Origin of the sequence: Methylobacterium sp. WL119 (assembly GCF_008039875.1) — a bacterium.
In the GTDB taxonomy this organism is placed as follows: domain Bacteria; phylum Pseudomonadota; class Alphaproteobacteria; order Rhizobiales; family Beijerinckiaceae; genus Methylobacterium.
This window is the reverse complement of the sequence record NZ_VRUU01000001.1, coordinates 84,520-99,607: the sequence shown is the minus strand read 5'-3', so window position 1 is coordinate 99,607 and position 15,088 is coordinate 84,520. Positions and strand designations below refer to the sequence as shown.

15 protein-coding genes are annotated in these 15,088 nt (G+C 71.2%); 9 read left to right on the top strand and 6 right to left on the bottom strand.

From position 1 onward, the window contains the following. Positions 1–117 precede the first annotated feature (117 nt). Together FV227_RS00450 and FV227_RS00445 are read left to right on the top strand one after the other, a co-directional pair. Positions 118–1,068: an NAD(P)-binding protein gene (locus FV227_RS00450; protein ID WP_246686331.1), complete on the top strand. Its 951-nt coding sequence runs from the start codon at positions 118–120 to the stop codon at positions 1,066–1,068. Continuing rightward, complete coding sequence (locus FV227_RS00445; protein ID WP_147726504.1) at positions 1,068–1,970, top strand: histone deacetylase; 903 nt, start codon at positions 1,068–1,070, stop codon at positions 1,968–1,970. Before FV227_RS00450 ends, FV227_RS00445 begins: the two co-directional genes overlap by 1 nt. Here the strand turns inward: FV227_RS00445 and FV227_RS00440 are convergent. Continuing rightward, complete coding sequence (locus FV227_RS00440) at positions 1,964–2,542, bottom strand: TetR/AcrR family transcriptional regulator (RefSeq protein WP_147858086.1); 579 nt, start codon at positions 2,540–2,542, stop codon at positions 1,964–1,966. The genes FV227_RS00445 and FV227_RS00440 overlap by 7 nt on opposite strands. Positions 2,543–2,666: 124 nt before the next feature. Here FV227_RS00440 and FV227_RS00435 point away from each other — a divergent pair, with 124 nt between their 5' ends. The 3 genes from FV227_RS00435 to FV227_RS00425 are packed head-to-tail and all read left to right on the top strand — an operon-like array spanning position 2,667 to position 7,953. After that, positions 2,667–3,719, top strand: a complete 1,053-nt coding sequence (locus tag FV227_RS00435; RefSeq protein WP_246686338.1) for an efflux RND transporter periplasmic adaptor subunit — start codon at positions 2,667–2,669, stop codon at positions 3,717–3,719. Further along, positions 3,719–4,885 carry an efflux RND transporter periplasmic adaptor subunit gene (locus FV227_RS00430; protein ID WP_147726495.1) on the top strand — a complete coding sequence of 389 codons (1,167 nt, stop codon included), beginning with the start codon at positions 3,719–3,721 and terminating at the stop codon, positions 4,883–4,885. The genes FV227_RS00435 and FV227_RS00430 overlap by 1 nt, the downstream gene beginning before the upstream one ends. Positions 4,886–4,887: 2 nt before the next feature. Continuing rightward, a complete protein-coding gene (locus FV227_RS00425; protein WP_147858085.1) occupies positions 4,888–7,953 on the top strand; it encodes an efflux RND transporter permease subunit in 3,066 nt (1,021 codons plus the stop codon). On the opposite strand, the gene FV227_RS00420 is transcribed toward FV227_RS00425, so the two are convergent. The 3 genes from FV227_RS00420 to tsaA all read right to left on the bottom strand — a co-directional run bounded on the left by FV227_RS00420 (position 7,940) and on the right by tsaA (position 9,884). Beyond that, the gene (locus FV227_RS00420) at positions 7,940–8,479 is read right to left on the bottom strand and encodes a MarR family winged helix-turn-helix transcriptional regulator (protein WP_210246686.1); all 540 of its coding nucleotides are present in this window, start codon (positions 8,477–8,479) and stop codon (positions 7,940–7,942) included. The genes FV227_RS00425 and FV227_RS00420 overlap by 14 nt on opposite strands. 200 nt (positions 8,480–8,679) lie before the next feature. Beyond that, positions 8,680–9,381: an SGNH/GDSL hydrolase family protein gene (locus tag FV227_RS00415; RefSeq protein WP_147858083.1), complete on the bottom strand. Its 702-nt coding sequence runs from the start codon at positions 9,379–9,381 to the stop codon at positions 8,680–8,682. Next, a complete protein-coding gene (tsaA, locus tag FV227_RS00410) occupies positions 9,378–9,884 on the bottom strand; it encodes a tRNA (N6-threonylcarbamoyladenosine(37)-N6)-methyltransferase TrmO (protein WP_147728281.1) in 507 nt (168 codons plus the stop codon). The genes FV227_RS00415 and tsaA overlap by 4 nt, the downstream gene beginning before the upstream one ends. A gap of 170 nt (positions 9,885–10,054) precedes the next feature. On the opposite strand from tsaA, the gene FV227_RS00405 reads away from it, so the two are divergent. Further along, a complete protein-coding gene (locus FV227_RS00405; RefSeq protein ID WP_210246687.1) occupies positions 10,055–11,524 on the top strand; it encodes an AMP nucleosidase in 1,470 nt (489 codons plus the stop codon). Between the two features lie 9 nt (positions 11,525–11,533). Here the strand turns inward: FV227_RS00405 and FV227_RS00400 are convergent, their stop codons facing one another. Both FV227_RS00400 and FV227_RS00395 read right to left on the bottom strand, forming a co-directional pair. Next, positions 11,534–12,694 carry an alpha/beta hydrolase gene (locus FV227_RS00400; RefSeq protein ID WP_147858082.1) on the bottom strand — a complete coding sequence of 387 codons (1,161 nt, stop codon included), beginning with the start codon at positions 12,692–12,694 and terminating at the stop codon, positions 11,534–11,536. A gap of 362 nt (positions 12,695–13,056) precedes the next feature. Then, the gene (locus tag FV227_RS00395; protein ID WP_147858081.1) at positions 13,057–13,437 is read right to left on the bottom strand and encodes a helix-turn-helix domain-containing protein; all 381 of its coding nucleotides are present in this window, start codon (positions 13,435–13,437) and stop codon (positions 13,057–13,059) included. Between the two features lie 159 nt (positions 13,438–13,596). Between FV227_RS00395 and FV227_RS00390 the strand changes: the two genes are divergently transcribed. The 3 genes from FV227_RS00390 (at position 13,597) to FV227_RS00380 (ending at position 15,065) form a co-directional block, all read left to right on the top strand. Then, positions 13,597–13,965 (top strand): DoxX family protein, encoded by a 369-nt coding sequence (locus tag FV227_RS00390; RefSeq protein WP_147728278.1) that lies wholly within the window; start codon positions 13,597–13,599, stop codon positions 13,963–13,965. 80 nt (positions 13,966–14,045) lie between these two features. Next, complete coding sequence (locus FV227_RS00385; protein ID WP_147728279.1) at positions 14,046–14,426, top strand: glutathione S-transferase N-terminal domain-containing protein; 381 nt, start codon at positions 14,046–14,048, stop codon at positions 14,424–14,426. A gap of 63 nt (positions 14,427–14,489) precedes the next feature. Continuing rightward, positions 14,490–15,065: a hemerythrin domain-containing protein gene (locus tag FV227_RS00380; RefSeq protein WP_147728280.1), complete on the top strand. Its 576-nt coding sequence runs from the start codon at positions 14,490–14,492 to the stop codon at positions 15,063–15,065. Positions 15,066–15,088: the final 23 nt, after the last annotated feature.

Genomic DNA, 15,088 nt, shown 5'->3' with positions numbered 1-15,088 from the left:
GCACGCATCTCCGAACCGGCCTGTCCCGCGGCGTGCGGCCGCGCCGGCGGACTGCCCCTAACAGGGTGCGCATTTCAGCCGTATGACAGCCTCGGGCGCACCCAGGGGAGCGAAGCTTTGGCCGAAGGCGGAACCGTCGCGATCCTCGGAGCCGGCATGGCGGGCGGCGCCGCCGCCCAACGCCTCGCCCAAGCCGGCATCGCCGTCCGCATCTTCGACAAGGGCCGCGGCATCGGCGGGCGCATGGCGACGCGGCGCACCGGGACGGGCCAGCGCTTCGACCACGGCGCGCAGTTCTTCCGCGCCAAGGGCGACGCGTTCCGCGCGCAGTGCGCAACCTGGATCGCGTCCGGCGTTGCTGCGCCCTGGGGCGAGGACGGCCGCACCGTCGGCCTGCCCGGCATGCCGGCGCCGGTCCGGGCCCTGCTCGACGGCTTTCCGGTCTCGCTCGAGACCACGATCATCCGCATCGCGCGCTCGGAGGCCGGCTGGATGCTGACGGATGCGGACGGCGTCGCCAGCGGTCCGTTCGCCGCCGTCGGCCTGACCTTTCCGGCGCCGCAGGTCGTGGCGTTGATTGCGGCGAGCGGTCTCGTCCTGCCCGGGCCGGAGCGGGCGACCTACGCGCCGTGCTGGTCGCTGCTCCTCGACCTCGACGAGCACCCCGGCTTCTCGAAGGCGCATCTGGCGTTCGCGGACGGTCCGATCGCGCTGATCGTGCGCGAGGAGACCAAGCCCGGACGCGCGGCCGGTCACGCCCTGGTGGCGCATGCCGCGCCGGACTGGTCCCGCACGCATCTGGAGGATCCGCGCGAGGCGGTCCGGGCCGCGCTGATCGGCGCGCTCGAAGCCCGTCTTGGCCGGGCGGTCCGCCCGGCCTACGCCGCCGTCCATCGCTGGCGCTACGCCATGGTCGAGACGGCGCTCGGCGAGCCCTGCCTCTATGATCCGGCGCAGCGGCTGGGCGCGGCCGGCGATTGGTGCCTCGGCCCGCGGATCGAGGCGGCCTTCGACAGCGGCCGGGCGCTGGGCGAGCGCATCGTCGCGGACCTGAAGGGCGCGCGGTGATCCCGCCGATCGTGTTCCACCCGGCCTACGAGGCGAGCCTGCCGGCCGGGCACCGGTTCCCGATGCGCAAGTACGGACGGCTCGCCGAAGTCCTGACGGAGCGCGGGCTGGCGCCGCGCGGGTTCGTGACGCCGGAGCCGGCCTCGCCCGAGCTGCTGCGGTTCGCCCACGATGCGGCTTACGTCGAGGCCGTCCTCGCTCTTTCGGTCCCGCGGGCGATCGAGCGGGCGATCGGCCTGCCGGTGGACGCGAGCGTTGTCCGCCGCTCGCGCGCTTCGGTCGGCGGCACGCTGCTCGCGGCGCGCCTCGCCCTCGCGCAGGGTCTCGCCGGAAGCGCCGCAGGCGGGAGCCATCATGCCCGGCGCGAGCAGGGGGCGGGGTTCTGCGTCTTCAACGACGTCGCGGTCGTCGCCCGCGCCCTGCAGGCCGAGGGTGCGATCCGGCGGGCGCTCGTGGTCGATTGCGACGTGCACCAGGGCGACGGCACCGCCGACTGCCTCGCGCGCTCGCCGGACCTCTTCACCCTCTCGATCCACTGCGAGAAGAACTACCCGACCGCCAAGATCGCCGGCGACCTCGACATCGGCCTGCCCGACGGGCTCGACGATGCCGGCTACCTCGCCGTGCTCGATGCGCGGCTTCCGCCCCTCCTCGACGCGCTGGCGCCCGACCTCGTGTTCTACAATGCCGGCGTCGACCCGCATCGCGACGACCGCCTCGGCCGGCTCGCGCTCAGCGACGACGGGCTGCTTGCCCGCGACCGCTTCGTCGTCGGGCAGGCGCGCGCCCGCGGCATCCCGCTCGTCGCGGTGATCGGCGGCGGCTACACGCACGATGTCGACGCGCTCGCGGGCCGCCACGCCCTGGTGTTCCAGGCGCTGGCGGCCAACGCCCTCTACTGATCCGCGGGCAGCGCCCGCGCCTGGGTCTCGAGGGCGTCGAACAGGCAATTCAGCGCCGCGCCGTCGAGGCGGTGGAAGTCGAGCGAGCGGCTCAGCATCAGGCCGAGGATCGAGAAGGTCAGCGCCGCACCCTGGCCCGCGCGCCCCCCGATCGCGCCCATCGCCGCGAGCTGCTCGGCCAGGAAGTCGGAGAAGGCCGCCACGGCCTCGGGGTTGTCGGCCGACGCGATCAGCAGGGCATCCGGAAACCCGCATTCCTCGGCGTACATCTCGCGGGCATGGGCGATCACCGCCAGCGGCAGCGCGGCGGGCCCTCGCGGGCCGGCGGCGAGGCAGGCGGCGATGCCGGCGCGAAGCCGGCCGACCTTGCGGACCGCCAGCGCGGTCACGAGCGCATCCTTCGAGGCGTAGTGGTGCAGCACGCCGCCCTTGCTCAGCCCGGCTTCCACCGCGACGGCGTCGATCGTCAGCGTGCGGCTGCCGGAGCGCCGCAGCAGGGCTTCGGCCGCGTCGAGGATCACCTCGGCCCGATCCTGTCGCCGGCTACGCGTCTTCGCCGTCCCGTCGTCCATCGACACCACCCGTAAAAACCGTCTGGACGGTCGGTAGGATAGCGGATAAGTTCCGGCCGCGATAGATCGAGTCGAGACCATGCACGCCGTGAACCGAGGTTTTTCCATCGTCCTCGCGTCGACGATGCTGGCGGCGACCGCCGTCCGTGCCGATCCGGTGCCGCTGATGGCGCAGACCCTGGTGCGCACGGTGATCGCGGCGGAAAGCCCGATCGCCGGCGACGTCGTCTTCACCGGCGACGTCCAGGCGCAGGGGCAGACCAGCGTCTCGTTCCGCACCGCCGGCAAGATCGAGACTCGCCTCGTCGAGGTCGGCGACCATGTCGCGGCCGATCAGGTCCTGGCCCGGCTCGACCCGCGCGAGCAACGCTCGAACCTCGCCAACGCGCAGGCGGCGCTCGCCTCGGCCGAGGCGCTGTCGACCCAGGCCAAGCTCGGGTTCAAGCGCCAGGAAGCGCTGATGGCGAGCGGCTACACCACGCGGCCCTCCTACGACAACGCCGAGCAGCAGCTGCGCACGACCCAGGCCGCGGTCGATTCGGCCAAGGCGGCCCTCGGCACGGCGCAGGAGCAGCTGTCCTACACCGAGCTGAGGTCGGGCGTGGCCGGCATCGTGCTCAACCGCTCCCTGGAGACCGGGCAGGTGGTGCAGGCCGGTCAGTCGGTGCTGACGCTGGCGCAGGACGGGCCGCGCGATGCGGTCTTCAACGTCTACGAGGCCTTGCTGGCGTCCCCTCCGCAATCCGGCACCGTCGACGTGACGCTCCAGGGCGACCCGTCGGTGACCGCCGTCGGCAGCGTCCGCGAGATTTCGCCCAGCGTCGATCCGGCCTCCGGCACCGTCCGCGTCAAGGTCGGCCTCAAGCAGACGCCGCCCGCGATGACCCTCGGCGCGGTGGTGATCGGCCGTGGCCGGTTCCAGAGCCACGCGGCGATCGTGCTGCCATGGTCGGCGCTCTACCGCTGGGAGGACAAGCCCGCGGTCTGGGTACGCGATCCCGCCGGCGGCACGGTGGCGCCCCGCATCGTGACGATCGACCGCTACGGCCCCGACAGCATCGCGCTGTCGAGCGGGGTCGCGTCGGGCGAGGAGGTCGTCATCGCCGGCATCCAGTTCCTTCGGCCCGGCCAGGCCGTGACGGTGGCCGAGCAGGTCGCGACGGGAGCGGCGAAGTGATGGTGTTCGAGCGTTTCTTTGCCGCCGCCTTTCCTTCCTCCTCCCGCGCAGGGGGGGGAGGGGGGCGGTTTCGGGCCCCTTCCATCCTCGTCGGAACGTCGCTGCTCGCGCTCGCCGCCTGCAAGCCCGCCGAGGAGGCGAAGGCGCCGCCGGTGCGGCCGGTCCTGTACGCCGTCGCCAAGCCGATCGCGTCGGTGCGGTTCGGGCCGTTCGCCGGCACGGTCGAGCCGCGCTACCAGTCGCAGCTCGGGTTCCAGATCGCCGGCCGGGTGGTCGCGCGCGACGTCACCGTCGGCGACCTCCTGAAGAAGGGGCAGCGGCTCGCCGCCCTCGACACCGTGGTGCCGCGCTTCGCGATGACCCGTGCCGAGGCCGACGTGGCGGATGCCAAGGCGCAATCCGAGAACGCCGCCGCCACCGAGGCGCGGACCCGGCGCCTGATGGAAGGCGGCAACGTCACCCAGGCGCAGCTCGACAGCACCGTCGCCAACCGCGACACCGCGCAGGCGCGGCTGACCCAGGCGCAGGCGAGCCTGGAAAAGGCCCGCGACCAGATGGGCTACACCGAGCTCCATGCCGACTTCGACGGCGTCGTCACGCAGCGCAACGCCGAGATCGGGCAGGACCTCACCGCCGGGCAGACGGTGGTGACCGTGGCGCGGCCCGAGGTGCGCGAGGCGGTGGTCGACATCCCCGACGACCTCGTCGCGGCCATGCCGAAGGACGGCCGCTTCACCGTGGCGCTGCAGAGCGCCCCCGAGATCACCGCCGTCGGCACCGTCCGCGAGACCGCGCCCTTCGCCGATGCGAGCACCCGCACTCGGCGTATCCGGATGTCGCTCGACAACCCGCCGCGCGCGTTCCGGCTCGGGGCGACGATCACCGTGTCGCTGGTGCGCAGGATCGCGCCGCGCTTCGTGCTGCCCGCCACCGCCATCCTCGGCGCCGACGGGCGCGATTCCGTGTGGATCGTCAACGCCGCCGGCGACGCGGCGAAGCGGTCCCCGGTCACGGTCTCGGACCGGAAGGGCGACTATGTCGGCGTCGCGAGCGGGCTGGTGGCGGGCGACCGCGTCGTCGTCGCCGGCGTCCACTCCCTCGCCGACGGCCAGACGATCCGCCTCGCGGATGCGCCCATCGTCGTTCCCGGCACGCAGGACTTCTGATCGTGGGTAGCTTCAACGCATCGGAATGGGCGCTCTCGCACCGCTCCTTCGTGTGGTTCCTCATGGCGATCTGCCTCGTGGCCGGCACGCTCGCCTATCGCGGGCTCGGCCGCGAGGAGGACCCGCCCTTCGCGATCAAGACGATGGTGGTTCAGGCGGTATGGCCGGGCGCTACCATCGGCGACACGCTCGAGCAGGTCACCGACCGGATCGAGAAGGAGCTGCAGCAGGTCGCGACCCTGGACTACGTCCGCAGCTACACCACGCCGGGCAACGCGACGGTGTTCGTGCAGCTGCGCGACACCACGAAGGCGTCCGAGATCCAGCCGTCGTTCTACCAGGTCCGCAAGCGCCTCGGCGACATCCAGGGCACCTTCCCGCAGGGGATGCAGGGGCCGTTCTTCAACGACGAGTTCGGCGACGTCTACGGCAACGTCTACGGCTTCACCGCCGACGGCCTGAGCCACCGCCAGCTGCGCGACTACGTCGAGGGCGTGCGCACCGAGATCCTGAAGGTGCCCAACATCGGCAAGACGCTGCTGCTCGGCACGCAGAAGGAGACGATCTTCCTCGACTTCTCGACGCGCAAGCTCGCCGGCTACGGCATCGACATCCAGTCGCTGATCAAGACGCTGCAGAGCCAGAACGCGATCTCGCCCTCGGGCGTCGTCCAGGCCGGGCCGGAGCGGGTCTCGGTGCGGGTGAGCGGGCAGTTCTCGTCCGAGACCTCGCTGGAGACCATCAACCTGCGGGTCAACGACCGCTTCTTCCGCCTGTCGGACGTCGCCGAGATCAGCCGCGGCTACGAGGACCCGCCGGCCGCCCTGTTCCGCGTCGACGGCAAGCCGGCGATCGGGCTGGCGATCGCCATGCGGCCGAACGCCAACCTGCTGCATTTCGGCGAGGACCTGAAGGCGCGCATGCGCCTGATCGAGGCGAAGCTGCCGATCGGCGTCGGCATCCACCTCGTCTCGGACCAGCCGCGGATCGTCGAGGAGGCGGTCGGCGGCTTCACCCAGGCGCTTCTCGAGGCGGTGGTGATCGTGCTTGCGGTGAGCTTCCTCAGCCTCGGCATCCGCGCCGGCCTCGTGGTCTCGATCTCGATCCCGCTGGTGCTCGCCATCGTCTTCGTCGTGATGCAGATCATGGGCGTCACCCTGCAGCGCATCTCGCTCGGTGCGCTGATCATCGCGCTGGGCCTGCTCGTCGACGACGCGATGATCACCGTCGAGATGATGGTCGCGCGGCTCGAGCTCGGCGATTCGCTGAAGAAGGCCGCGACCTTCGCCTACACCTCGACCGCCTTCCCAATGCTGACCGGCACCCTGGTGACGGTGGCCGGCTTCCTGCCGATCGGCTTCAACGGCTCGTCGGCCGGCGAGTACACCTACTCGCTGTTCGTGGTGATCGCCGCCTCGCTCCTGGTCTCGTGGGTGGTGGCCGTGCTGTTCGCGCCGCTGATCGGCGTGACGCTGCTGCCGAAGACCATGAAGAAGCACAGCCACGAGCCCGGCCGGATGGGGCGGCTGTTCCTGCGCGCGCTCGTCGCCGCGATGCGCTTCCGCTGGCTCACCGTCGCGGGCTGCGTCGCGCTGCTCGGCCTGTCGATGTACGGCATGACCTTCGTGCAGCAGCAGTTCTTCCCGGCCTCCGACCGCACCGAGATCCTGGTGGACTTCACCCTGCCGCAGAACGCGACGGTCACCGAGACGCAGGCCCAGATGGACCGGTTCGAGGCGACCCTGACGGGCGACCCCGACGTCGAGCGCTGGTCGTCCTATGTCGGCCAGGGGGCGGTGCGCTTCTACCTGCCCCTCGACCAGCAACTCGCCAACAGCTTCTTCGGGCAGGTCGTCGTGGTGACGAAGTCGCTGGAGGCGCGCGACCGCCTGTTCCCCAAGCTCGAGGAGCGGGCGAAGCGCGACTTCGTCGGCACCGACGTGTTCGTGAACCCGCTCTCGCTCGGCCCCCCGGTCGGCCGGCCGATCCAGTACCGCTTGAGCGGGTCCGACCTCCAGGTGGTCCGCGCGAAGGCGCTCGCGCTCGCCGACATCGTTGCCAAGAGCCCGCATGTCGGCGTGCCGACCTTCGACTGGAACGAGCCCGGCAAGGTGCTGCGGGTCGAGATCCTGCAGGACAAGGCACGCCAGCTCGGCGTCACCAGCCAGGACATCGCCGGCATCCTCAACGGCGTCGTCGGCGGCACGGCGATCACGCAGGTGCGCGACTCGATCTACCTCGTCAGCGTGATCGGGCGGGCGCAGGCGGCGGAACGGACCTCGCTCGACACCCTGCAGAGCCTGCAGGTGACGCTCGCCAACGGCTCGGTGGTGCCGCTGCTCGCCTTCGCGCGGATCGCCTACGACCTGGAGCAGCCGATCGTCTGGCGCCGCGACCGGGTCGCGACGCTGACGGTGCGCGCCCCGATCATCGACGCGACGCAGCCGCCGACCATCGTGGCGGCGCTCGCCGCCGACATCGACGCGTTCGCCGCGGCCCTGCCGGAGGGTTACACGCTCGCCACCGGCGGCGCGGTCGAGGAGGCGGCCAAGGGCCAGGGCCCGATCGCCGCGGTGGTGCCGGTGATGCTGCTGACAATGGCGGTGTTCCTGATGATCCAGCTGCAGAGCGTGCAGAAGCTGTTCCTAGTGTCGAGCGTGGCCCCGCTCGGGCTCATCGGCGTCGTCGCGGCTCTGCTGCCCTCGGGCAAGCCGATGGGCTTCGTCGCGATCCTCGGCATCCTGGCGCTGATCGGCATCATCATCCGCAACGCGGTGATCCTGGTGAGCCAGATCGAGGAATGCGAGGCCGACGGCCTCGGGCCCTGGGACGCGGTGGTGGAGGCGACCCGCCACCGCATGCGCCCGATCCTGCTGACGGCCGCGGCGGCGAGCCTCGGCATGGTCCCGATCGCCCGCGAGGTGTTCTGGGGGCCGATGGCCTACGCGATGATCGGCGGCATCATCGCGGCGACCTTCCTGACGCTGTTCTTCCTGCCGGCGCTCTACGTCGGCTGGTACCGGATCCGGCCGCCGGCTCCGAGCCGCCCGGCCGCTACCGCGGCTTGATCGGCCGGCGCGGCGAGGTCGGCGGCGCGGTCTCGTCGGGGGCGACCGCCTCGGGCGGGATCGCCACCGGCTTCGAGAACGCACCGAGGTTGTCGACCAGCTTCGTCAGCAGGCGGATCGTCTCGGCGACCTCGTCCGCGCTGAGCGCGGCGAGGAAGTTGCGCTCGCGCTCCAGCGCCACGACGGTGATGCGGTTGTGCAGGTCGAGGCCGGCGGGTGACAGCGCCAGCAGGCGGCGGCGGGCGTCCTTCGCGTCGCCCTGGATCAGCACCAGGCCGCGGCTCTCCATCCAGGCGATGCTGCGGCTCACCACGGCCTTGTCGAGGGCCGACAGCTCGCAGATCCGGTGTGCGGTGATCCACGGCTCGGAGGCGAGCCGGTACATGATCCGCCAGTCGGTCAGGCCGACCCCGAAATGCTGCCGGTAGAAGATCGAGGCGTTGTTGGTCAGCGTGTTCGACAGGTGCGTCAGCAGTGCCGGCACGTAGACGTCGGGATCGACGATGGCGGGCTCGTCCCGGCTCACCGCGGGGGATTCCTGTACGCCGGCGATCGATCCACCCATTGACCATGCCCCGCCGAGACGTGTTCCGCCCTGCATCCGCTCGCGCGTTGCCGGATCGTCCCGTTATCCGGAATACTTAGACCCGATCGCACCCGTTGCGCACCTGCCGGCTGGAAACTTGTCTCCGCCGACACAACCTTTTTGGCCGTGCGCGGATCCGATCAGGGCGGCGTTGGGTCGCACAGGGCCGGCGCGAGCGCGCCGAGCACGGGCCGGTAGGCCGCAAGGTGGAGCCCGTCACGCATCGTGCCGGGCTTGGCGAAGCCCGTCGCCCCGTCGCGGATCGCGGCGAAGGGATCGGCGAAGCGGCAGCCGAGCCGCGCGCACAGAAATTTGAGCCGATCCGAGTAATCCGCGACCGCGAGCGGGTCGAGGCGCCCGTCGAGCGCGCGACCGATCGGCGGCAGCGCCGTGACGACGAGGCGATCCGTGTTCGCCGTCAGCTGTTGGATGATCCGCGTCGCCGCCGCCTCGTAGCGCGCCGCCGCCGCGGCCTCGCGCGGGTGGTTCTTGGCCAGGATGTCGTTGGTGCCGATCGTCAGCACCGCCGCCCGCGGCCGGACCGGAAACCGCAGGGTCGCGACGAGGTCGGCGTAGACCGGCGCGCTGGCGCCGCTGACCCCGCCGTTCACGAGTTCCAGGCCGCAGGGCCGCTGTGCCGGCGTTTCCAACTCGGCGTGGGAATCGCCGGCCAGGAAGACGTAGTCGGCGGGCGCCTCGTCGAGATGGACCTGCACCGCGGTGAGGCGGCCCTGCGCGTAGGCGCGGACGTTGACCGGCGCGACCGCGAGCATCCGCCCGATCAGGATGCCGGTGCCGACGAGGGCGAGGGCGGCCAGGCCGGCGACGACGCGGCGCCTCATGCGCGGGCGGTTCCGGCCCGGTCCACCGTCGCGTCGGGCCGGGAATCGGTCGTCGCGTAGTAGGGCTTGATGTCGAGGAGCGGGGTGCCGTCGAGGCAGTCGAGACCGCGCACCGTCAGGGTCGCGCCGTCGCGTCCGAGCAGCTCCACCACCGAGAGCGCGATCGGGTTCGGCCGCGCCGGCGAGCGCAGCGAGAACGTGCCGCGGCTGCCGTCGGCGTGGCGCGGGCGCTGCACCAGCAGGCCGCGCTCGGCCCGGTCCATCCAGTACAGCAGGATCAGGTGGCTCGCGCCCTCGACGTTCTGCAGGCCCGGCGCGTAGCGCGGATCGACCGCGACGGTGCAGGCCGCGTCGGTCTGCAACCCGTTCTTCGGGCAGTCTCCGCGAACCGTCCACGGCGTGTGGATGCGGCCGATGAAGTGGAGCCCGGCATCGGCGCGATCGGGGAGGGCGACGGCCTCCTCGCCCGCGCGGCGCGCGAACGCGTCGCCGGCGGCGTCCATGCTGGTCGCGTTCTTGGCATGCCGATCGGTCATCCGCCGGCTTTCGGGCAACGCGACGCCGACCGCAAGCCCCGTCTCGCGCGCACGGGCGCCGGGGTGTAGAGCCGGGCGGGACGGGCCAGGCAGGATCTGAACGGGGAACGCGCGTGATCGAGAACGAACTGCGCCCGATGGAGGCGGTGGCCGACGTCGCGACCGCCGTCGACCGGCTGGTCGAGCTGCATGCCGGCGCGACCCAGGCCCTGCGCACCGCGCTGACCCGCACGCTGGACGGCGGCAAGCCGCCGGACGCCGCCGAGCGGCTGCAGTTCCGCTACCCGGAGCTTCGCGTGACCTACCGGCCCGCCGGCCCGGTCCCGCGCATCAGCCGCGCGACCGCCAAGATGCAGGCGCCGGGCACCTACAGCACCACCGTCACCAGCCCCGCCGACTTTCGCGCCTACCTGACGGCGCAGCTCGAGCCGCTGGTGGCCGATTACGGGGTCGGGCTCGAGGTCGGCCTGAGCGCGCAGGAGATCCCGTATTCCTACGTGCTCGAGCCCGGCACCGACCTCGGCGCGGGACGCGTCAGCCCGGCCGAGCTCGCGACCTGGTTCCCGGTGCCGCTGCTCTCGCTCGTCGGCGACGAGATCGCCGACGGGACCTGGCAGCCGATGGCCGACGAGCCGCGCCCGCTCGCCCTGTTCGACGCCGTGCGGGTCGATTACTCGCTCCGTCGCCTCGTGCACTACACCGGCTGCGACTGGCGCGAGGTCCAGCCCTGGATCCTGCTGACCAACTACCACCGCTACGTCGACCAGTTCGTCCGCCACGGGCTGGAGCGCCTCGCCTCAGGCGCGGAGGGCTTCACCAAGCTGGTCATGCCGGGGGGCATCACCGTGACGCGCGGCGAGGCCGCCTCCGCCGACCCGGCGGCGCTGATGGCCGCCTCGCCCTGGCACCGCTTCCAGATGCCGGCCTACCATCTCGCGTCCGAAGGTGCCGACGGCACCGCGCAGGGCACGACGCTGGTCAATATCGGCGTCGGCCCCTCGAACGCGAAGACGATCACCGATCACCTCGCGGTGCTGCGCCCGCATTGCTGGCTGATGGTCGGGCATTGCGGCGGCCTGCGGCAATCGCAGACCATCGGCGACTACGTGCTCGCCCACGGCTACATGCGCCGCGACCGCATCCTCGACGAGCTGGTGCCGCCGGACGTTCCGGTGCCGGCGCTCGCCGAGGTGCAGCTCGCGCTCCAGGCCGCGGCCGCGCAGGTCACGGGCGAGAAGGCCGACGCGCTGAAGCGGCGCCTGCGCACCGGCACGGTCGTCACCTACGACGACCGCAACTGGGAGCTGCGCTTCAGCCAGGAACGCCGCCGGATCAACCTCAGCCGCGCCATCGGCGTCGACATGGAGAGCGGGACGATCGCCGCGCAGGGCTACCGCCTGCGGGTGCCCTACGGCACGCTGCTCTGCGTCTCCGACAAGCCGCTGCACGGCGAGATCAAGCTGCCGGGCGCGGCCAACGCCTTCTACGAGCGAGCGGTGGCCGAGCACTTGCTGATCGGGCTCGCCGCCCTCGACATCCTGCGCGGCGACCGCCACGGCCTGCACTCGCGCAAGCTGCGCAGCTTCGACGAGCCGCCGTTCCGGTAGGCCGCGCCGCTACTTCAGCCTGCCGGCGATCCATCCGATGATCGCGTCGGCGACCCCGCCGTTGTTGGTCTCCAGCATCATCATGTGGCCGTTGCCGTGGATGCCGTGCTCGGCCAGCGCCAAGCGGTCGGGCTTGGCGCCCGCCTGCTCGAGGAAGGCACCGGTGCAGTCGTCCATCGTCGCGCGGAACGAGGCCTCGGCCGTCACGATCACGGCCGGTACGCGGGCGAGATTCGGCAGCTTGCGTGCCGGCTCGGCCTGGAGCCAGCAGCGGATCTGGCCGGGACGGAGCGGCGCCTCGGACTGCGCCACGACGAGGTCGGTCGGGGTCGAGACCGGCGGATCGAAGGTCAGCGGCACGCGGGTGATGCCGTAGGGCCGGGCGCGCGCCTCGCCGACCTTCTCGTACCAGTCCGCTCCCCCCTTGAAGCGGATGTCGTAGAAGGTCGGCCCGTTCGGCTCGACCGCGACATGCGCCTTCACCAGGTCGGGGCGCCGGTCCGACACCGCCCATCCGAACACGCCGGCCTGCGAATGCGTCAGCAGGACGGACGGCCCGATCTTCTCGAGCAGCGCGATCAGCGCGGGGTCGACGAGCTCCTCGCTGCGCAGGGCGCTGGCGATGAACGGCACCTGCGAGAAGTAGAACTGGTCGAACGCCGCGTTGCCCCTCACGCCGGCCCCGCCCGGCCAGCGGGTGTGAAGCTTGGCCTGCGGAAACAGGTCGAAGCGCTCCTGCCCGGTGAAGATCGTCTCCAGGTCGTTCGGCGCGAGCCGCGCATAGGGGCCGTAGGCGTCCGGATCGTCGCCGGACCGGCCGCGGCCGACCTGATCGACGACGTAGACGGCAAACCCCTTCTCGACGAACCGATCGACCCAGCCGGGACGCCCGTCCGGCGTGCCGAGGAAGTTCACGCCGGTCTGCGCCGTGCCGTGCACCATCACCACGGGATAGGGCTGCGCCACCTCGACCGGCGCGTGATACTGCACGAACATCTGCCCGACGGCGGCACCCTTGCCCGCGACCGTCTCGTAGGCGCCGCCGACGAAGAAGTAGCCCTCGCGCTGCGCCGGCTTGAAGGTCGCCGGATGGTCGGGCGCAGGCTCGGCCAGAGCCGGTGACCCGAAGCTCAGCAGCGCCCAGGCGAGACCCAGGACGGGTTTCCGCATCGTGACCTCCCGCAGACGTTCTTGTTCGCGTCGGATCGGACGCTAGCAGCCGCCGGCGACCGCGTCAGGCCGTTTGGCTCGCGGACCGATAGGGCGACGGCCGTCTGTCGCCGAACCCGACCCTCGAAGGCACGGGCGCCACCGGCAGAGAGGATCAACGCGGCGGGGTCGCCGCCGCCGATGCGGCAGCGGGGGGCCTTCCGTTTCCGCTCGCATCGGGCTTCCTCGACATCCTGCGCGGTGACCGCCACAGCACGCGCCGCATGTCCCGGCGCCGTCCGATCATGCCGCAGGGGACGCCGTCGAGCGCTGACGGAGCCCGTCACCGACGCCAGTGAATCCACGGGTGCGATGGGGTGGCGTCAGGCCGCCTCCGCGCGCGCATCGTACGATGCCTGTGCGGCGTCGATCCGGGCGAGGTTGTCGAACGCCCATCGCCCGAGCGCCTGGATCGGCTCCGCGAGGGAATGCCCGATCTCCGTGAGTTCGTAGTCGACGCGCGGCGGGATGGTCGGCGTCACCGTCCGGGTCACCAGACCGTCCCGCTCAAGATGGCGCAGCGTGAGGGTCAGCATTCGCTGCGAAATCCCGTCGACGCCGCGCTTGAGTTCGCTGAAACGGCACGCGCGCTCACGCAACAGCATGATCACGAGCACGGTCCACTTGTCGCCGATGCGCGACAGCAGTTGCGAGACGCGCAGGCACTCGGGCGAGTGCTTCGGCTGGGACGCGGTCACATCCATGTAACCTCGGTATCCGGTTTGTGCCGTCTTGCGACGGCTCCGCGAATTCATATCATGACCCGGTCACTAAGCGAAACCGAGGCACGAGACGGAACCCCATGCATCGGCGCGCGCGACCGGCGATCGCTCCGGCTTCACCGTCCAGCAAGGAGATCGCGCATGTCGCAGACCCTCGTCGCTCCTGCAGCTGCGCCCGCGCGCGCTCGCGACATCACCGTCCCGATCCTGACGGCGTTGCTCGTCGTCGCCTTCCTGGAAACCGGCGGTGCCAGGCGCGGCGGCGTTCCGATCATGATCCAGTTCTTCGATCAGATCGGCCTCGGGCAATGGCTCAGGATCGTCACGGGCGTGATCGAAGTCGTCGGAGCCGCGACCCTCCTGGTGCCGGGCTACGGGTTCTTCGGTGCCGTCTGGCTCGCGGCGAACATGACAGGCGCGATCCTCGCCCACCTCCCGGTGCTGCCGTCCTCGCCCGCGCCGGCGATCCTGCTGCTGGTCGCGAGCCTCGCCGTCGCCCGGCTGTGCTGATGCCTCTCAGGATAGCGGCTGAAGTCGTTTGCTCCGGCCGCATCGACCTTTCGAGCCCGCATCGAACAGGAAACCCGACGATGACCGATACCCCGTTCAAGCCCGTCATCTACCTGATGGCCGGCTGCCCGTTCTGCTTCAAGGTCCGCCTGTTCCTCCTGGAAACCGGGCAGCTCGACCACGTGACCTTGCGGGAGTTCGTCCAAGGCACGAAGGAGCAGAAGGCGATCGGCAGCCTTCTCGCACGAACCGGAACCCGGGTCGCCTATCCGACGGCCGAGCTGACGCCCGGCGTCCTCACCGCCGAGTCCGATGCCATCGTCGCGCATTTCGCGACACGCGCGGGCGTCGCCGCAGACACCCTGCCGACCTACGCGTCGTATCTCGCCGGCGTCTTCAAGAGCCTCCAATTGCTCTACCGCGAGAACATGGAGCTGAAGAGGCGCCAACCGGCGGGCTGACGCGGAGGCGCGAACCCGGTCCCTCGCCCTTCCCACGAGTTCCGAAGCGAAAGCCTGCCCGCCATGACGGTCGAACCCATCCTGACCCTGGAAGGGATCCCCTTCCTGGACGACGCGACCCGGCCCAGGGCACCGGCCATCCCCGGCGTCACCCCGATGCAACGCGCCCGAGGGCGGCGCCTGGGCCTGTATCACCGGCACCACCTCGCCGAGCTTGCCGCCGTCCGCGCTGCGCTCGACCGGTTCCGGTCGGGGACCGGCACCGTCGAGGCCGTGTCCGAGGGCGTCGCGTCCCTGTCGATGGTCGCGAACTTCCGCGCGTTCGGCAACCTGTGCGGGCAACAATGCCAGATGCTCCAGATGCATCACGACATCGAGGAAGGCAGCGTCTTTCCGGCCATCAGGCAGGACGCAAGCATGAGCCCGGTCCTCGACCGCCTCGGCGCGGAGCACCGGACCGTTCACGCCCTGCTCGAACGCATCCTGCAGATCGCGCGCGCCATCGCCGTGGATCCGCGCCGGGACTACGCCCTCGCCCTGGGCAGGATCTACGAGACCTTCGAGCAGATCGTGATCTCGCATTTCGGCTACGAGGAGCGCGAGCTCGAGGAGGCGATCGGGTTCTACAACGCGTTATGAACGGCCGCCTCCAACCGGAGCGC

What these genes read in the sequence shown, in the direction of transcription:
- FV227_RS00440 (WP_147858086.1), bottom strand. Translation starts at nt 2,542, where the DNA reads ATGGACGACGGGACGGCGAAGACGCGTAGCCGGCGACAGGATCGGGCC.
- FV227_RS00435 (WP_246686338.1), top strand. Translation starts at nt 2,667, where the DNA reads ATGCTGGCGGCGACCGCCGTCCGTGCCGATCCGGTGCCGCTGATGGCG.
- FV227_RS00430 (WP_147726495.1), top strand. Translation starts at nt 3,719, where the DNA reads ATGGTGTTCGAGCGTTTCTTTGCCGCCGCCTTTCCTTCCTCCTCCCGC.
- FV227_RS00415 (WP_147858083.1), bottom strand. Translation starts at nt 9,381, where the DNA reads ATGAGGCGCCGCGTCGTCGCCGGCCTGGCCGCCCTCGCCCTCGTCGGC.
- tsaA (WP_147728281.1), bottom strand. Translation starts at nt 9,884, where the DNA reads ATGGACGCCGCCGGCGACGCGTTCGCGCGCCGCGCGGGCGAGGAGGCC.
- FV227_RS00405 (WP_210246687.1), top strand. Translation starts at nt 10,055, where the DNA reads ATGGAGGCGGTGGCCGACGTCGCGACCGCCGTCGACCGGCTGGTCGAG.
- FV227_RS00400 (WP_147858082.1), bottom strand. Translation starts at nt 12,694, where the DNA reads ATGCGGAAACCCGTCCTGGGTCTCGCCTGGGCGCTGCTGAGCTTCGGG.
- FV227_RS00395 (WP_147858081.1), bottom strand. Translation starts at nt 13,437, where the DNA reads ATGGATGTGACCGCGTCCCAGCCGAAGCACTCGCCCGAGTGCCTGCGC.
- FV227_RS00390 (WP_147728278.1), top strand. Translation starts at nt 13,597, where the DNA reads ATGTCGCAGACCCTCGTCGCTCCTGCAGCTGCGCCCGCGCGCGCTCGC.
- FV227_RS00385 (WP_147728279.1), top strand. Translation starts at nt 14,046, where the DNA reads ATGACCGATACCCCGTTCAAGCCCGTCATCTACCTGATGGCCGGCTGC.
- FV227_RS00380 (WP_147728280.1), top strand. Translation starts at nt 14,490, where the DNA reads ATGACGGTCGAACCCATCCTGACCCTGGAAGGGATCCCCTTCCTGGAC.